The following is a 3132-nucleotide window of genomic DNA, read 5'->3' on the forward strand; positions in this document are numbered from 1 at the left end:
CGGTGTCCTCGATCAGGGCCGCGTCCACCGGTCGGCCGGCCACTGCGCGGATCAGGTCCTTGGAAGCCGCCTGCGCCTGCGGGCCGCCGGCCAGCAGCGCGTCCACCAGGGCCTGCACCGCGGTGTCCAGCTGCTCGGGCTCGGCCACTTCGTGCACCAGGCCCAGCTCGCGCGCACGCGCGGCGTTGATGCGTTCGGCGGTTTGAAAGTAGCGATAAGCCTGCCGCTCACCGATGGCGCGCACCATGTACGGGCTGATGACACCGGGCAGGATGCCCAGCCGCACCTCCGACGTGGCAAAGCTGGCCGCGGTGGACGCCACGCAGATGTCGCAGGCCGCGGCCAGGCCCATGCCGCCCCCCATGGCCGCGCCTTGCACCCGGGCCAGCGTGGGCGTGGCGCAGCCGGCCAGCACACGGAACAGCTCGGCCAGCTTGCGGGCGTCGGCCAGGTTGTCTTGTTGGCTGGCGGCGCCTTGGCGCTTCATCCAGTTCAGGTCGGCGCCGGCCGAGAAGCTCTTGCCGCGGCCGGCCAGCACGACCACGCGCACCGCCTCGTCGGCGTCCAGCGCCTGCAAGGCGGCCGTCAACTCGGCGATCAGGTGTTCGTCGAAGGCGTTGTGCAGCTCGGCGCGGTTCATCCACAGCCAGGCCACGGGGCCGCGGTGCTCGATGTCTATACAACTGCTCATGCCTGCGCCCTCACATGCGGAAGAGACCGAACTTGGTCGGCGCGATCGGCGCATTGAGCGCGGCGGCCAGCGACAGGCCCAGCGTGCGCCGCGCCTGCGCGGGGTCGATCACGCCGTCGTCCCACAGCCGGGCGGTGGCGTAGTAGGGGTGGCCCTGGTCTTCGTACTGCTGGCGGATGGGGGCCTTGAAGCGCTCTTCCTCGTCGGCCGACCACTGGCCGCCCTTGGCCTCGATGCCGTCGCGCTTGACGGTGGCCAGCACGCTGGCGGCCTGCTCGCCGCCCATCACGCTGATGCGTGCGTTGGGCCACATCCACAAGAAGCGCGGCGCAAACGCGCGGCCGCACATGCCGTAGTTACCGGCGCCGAAGCTGCCGCCGATCACCATCGTCAGCTTGGGCACCTGGGCGGTGGCCACGGCGGTGACCATCTTGGCGCCGTCCTTGGCAATGCCGGCGTTTTCGTACTTGCGGCCCACCATGAAGCCGGTGATGTTTTGCAAGAACACCAGCGGCACGCCGCGCTGGGCGCACAGCTCGATGAAGTGCGCGCCCTTCTGCGCCGATTCACCGAACAGGATGCCGTTGTTGGCCACGATGCCCACCGGCATGCCGTACAGGCGCGCAAAGCCGGTGACCAGCGTGGCGCCGTAGCGGGCCTTGAACTCGTCGAAGCGCGAGCCGTCCACCAGCCGGGCGATGACCTCGCGCACGTCGTAGGGCTTGCGGGTGTCGGCGGGTATCACGCCGTACAGCTCGGCCGGGTCGTACAAGGGCTCTTCGCTGGCTTCCAGCGTCACCGTGGCGGGCTTGCGGCGGTTGAAGCTGGCCACCACGCGACGGGCCAGGTACAGCGCATGGCTGTCGTTGTCGGCCAGGTGGTCGGCCACGCCCGAGACGCGGGTGTGCACGTCGCCGCCGCCCAGGTCTTCGGCGCTCACCACCTCGCCGGTGGCGGCTTTGACCAGCGGCGGGCCGCCCAGGAAGATGGTGCCCTGGTTCTTGACGATGATGGCCTCGTCGCTCATGGCCGGCACATAGGCGCCGCCAGCGGTGCATGAGCCCATCACCACCGCCAGTTGCGGAATGCCCTGGGCCGACATGTTGGCCTGGTTGAAGAAGATGCGGCCGAAGTGGTCGCGGTCGGGGAACACCTCGTCTTGATTCGGCAGGTTGGCGCCGCCCGAGTCCACCAGGTAGATGCAGGGCAGGTGATTGGCCTCGGCGATCTCCTGCGCCCGCAGGTGCTTCTTGACCGTCATCGGGTAGTAGGTGCCGCCCTTCACCGTGGCGTCGTTGGCCACGATCATGCATTCCTGGCCCTGCACGCGGCCGATGCCGGTGATCACGCCGGCCGCGGGCGCCGCGCCGTCGTACATGCCGTGGGCGGCCAGCTGGCCGATCTCGAGGAAGGGCGTGCCGGGGTCCAGCAGCTGCTGCACGCGGTCGCGCGGCAGCAGCTTGCCGCGGGCCACATGCTTGCTGCGCGCGGCTTCGCCACCGCCCAGCGCGGCCTGGGCCACCTGGGCGCGCAGGTCTTCCACGGCTTCGCGCATGCGCTGCGCGTTGGCCTTGAACTCGTCGCTGCGGGTGTTGACTTGGGAAGGCAGGGCTTGCATGGCTTACATCGTCTCGGCAAACAGCTCGCGGCCGATCAGCATGCGGCGGATCTCGCTGGTGCCGGCACCGATCTCGTACAGCTTGGCATCGCGCCACAGCCGGCCGGTGGGGTACTCGTTGGTGTAGCCCACGCCGCCCAGCGTCTGGATGGCCTCGCCGGCCATCCAGGTGGCCTTCTCGGCGGTGTAGAGGATGACGCCGGCCGCGTCCTTGCGCAGCGTGCGGCTGTGGTCGGCGCGGTCACAGGCCTGGCCCACCGCATAGGCGTAGGCCCGGCAGGCCTGCCAGGTGGTGTACAGGTCGGCCAGCTTGCCCTGCATCAGCTGGAACTCGCCGATGCTCTGGCCGAACTGCTTGCGCTCATGCACATAAGGCGTCACCACGTCCATGCAGGCGGCCATGATGCCCAGCGGCCCGCCGCTGAGCACGGCGCGCTCGTAGTCCAGGCCGCTCATCAACACCTTCACGCCGCCGCCTTCGGCGCCCAGCACGTTCTCGGCCGGCACCTCGCAGTTGTCGAAGAAGAGCGGCCAGGTGTTGCTGCCGCGCATGCCCAGCTTGTCCAGCTTCTGGCCGTAGCCCAGGCCCTTGAAACCCTTTTCGATGATGAAGGCCGTCATGCCCTTGGCACCGGCCTCTGGCTCCGTCTTGGCGTACACCACCAGCACGTCGGCATCGCCGCCGTTGGTGATCCACATCTTGCTGCCGTTGAGCACGTAGCGGTCGCCCTTGCGCTCGGCGCGCAGCTTCATGCTCACCACGTCGGAGCCGGCGTTGGGCTCGCTCATCGCCAGCGCGCCCACATGCTCGCCGCTCACCAGC

The 3132-nt window shown here is 69.3% G+C and carries 3 protein-coding genes; all 3 read right to left on the minus strand.

Going from position 1 to position 3132, the window contains the following annotated elements; translation table 11 throughout:
* Positions 1 to 691 (minus strand): enoyl-CoA hydratase-related protein (locus ABNT58_RS24730; protein WP_348756044.1); only part of this gene is annotated, 691 nt, incomplete at its 3' end.
* Positions 692 to 701: 10 nt separating this feature from the next.
* Positions 702 to 2309: a carboxyl transferase domain-containing protein gene (locus ABNT58_RS24735; protein ID WP_348756045.1), complete on the minus strand. Its 1608-nt coding sequence runs from the start codon at positions 2307 to 2309 to the stop codon at positions 702 to 704.
* Between the two features lie 3 nt (positions 2310 to 2312).
* Positions 2313 to 3132: acyl-CoA dehydrogenase family protein (locus ABNT58_RS24740; protein ID WP_348756046.1), on the minus strand; the 820-nt coding region annotated here is incomplete at its 5' end.

It is taken from the genome of uncultured Aquincola sp., assembly GCF_964001545.1.
Taxonomy (GTDB): Bacteria; Pseudomonadota; Gammaproteobacteria; order Burkholderiales; family Burkholderiaceae_C; genus Aquincola.